Source organism: Oleiphilus sp. HI0043 (genome assembly GCF_001634935.1).
Genome location: NZ_LWEY01001391.1, coordinates 1 through 1133, shown reverse-complemented (window position 1 = coordinate 1133; position 1133 = coordinate 1). Strand labels below are relative to the sequence as shown.

The window sequence follows — 1133 nt, the reverse complement described above, 5'->3', positions numbered from 1 at the left end:
GATCATCGGGAAAATATTACCGAAGCTGTCGTGAAGGGCAAAGAAATATGGGAAAAGAACAATTGTATCGGTTGTCACAGTTTGATGGGGGAAGGGGCTTACTTTGCACCTGAACTTGCAAATGTATTTGATCGATATGGTGCCGGTGATGAGGCGGTATTTGAAAGCTTCATGCAAAACTGGATGGCGATTCAGCCATTAAATGTTCCAGGTCGCCGTCAAATGCCTCAGTTCCATTTATCAGAAGAGGACGTACATAACGTTTCTCAATTCCTGATCTGGACCTCGCGCATTGATGACAATGACTGGCCACCGAATAAGCAAGGTTAGGGAGTTGCTATGAAATACGAATCGCAGAGTGTTGCAAAAAACTATTTTATTTTCGCCATGGTTCTGTTCGCAGGTCAGGCGGTATTCGGGCTCATTATGGGTCTTCAATATATCGTTGGTGACTTTCTAGCAGGTGCTATTCCGTTTAACGTTGCACGTATGGTGCACACGAACTTGCTCATCGTTTGGCTATTATTTGGCTTTATGGGAGCAACTTACTACCTTGTCCCAGAAGAGAGTCAAACTGAACTGTATAGCCCCTTGCTTGCCAAAATCCTGTTTTGGGTGTTTGCCGCAGCCGGCGTTGCGACCATTCTAGGTTATTTGCTAGTGCCTTATAGCACCTTGGCAGATATTACTTTTAATGAACTCTTACCGACCATGGGGCGAGAATTCCTTGAACAACCGACGATTACTAAAATTGGTATTGTCATCGTTTGTCTCGGGTTCATCTTCAATGTAGGTATGACCATCCTTAAGGGCCGTAAAACAGTTATCAATATGGTATTGATTACAGGTCTGATTGGTTTGGCTGTGTTCTTTTTATTCTCTTTCTATAACCCAGGTAATTTGGTTCTTGATAAGTTCTTCTGGTGGTGGGTTGTTCACCTATGGGTTGAAGGTGTTTGGGAATTGATCATGGGTGCTATTTTGGCTTATACCTTGATCAAAGTGACTGGCGTTGACCGTGAGATAATAGAGAAGTGGTTGTATGTGATTATTGCTTTAGCACTGATTACCGGCCTGATAGGAATGGGGCACCACTACTTCTGGATCGGCCCGGGTGAGTACTGGTTGTGGCT

Annotated in this window: 2 protein-coding genes; both read left to right on the top strand. The window is 44.0% G+C overall.

Annotated elements, in window-relative coordinates; all coding sequences use genetic code 11:
• On the top strand, positions 1-330 hold a 330-nt coding region (locus tag A3729_RS19030; protein ID WP_068634185.1), incomplete at its 5' end, for a cytochrome c.
• 9 nt (positions 331-339) lie between these two features.
• Positions 340-1133 (top strand): cbb3-type cytochrome c oxidase subunit I (locus tag A3729_RS19025; protein WP_197475926.1); only part of this gene is annotated, 794 nt, incomplete at its 3' end.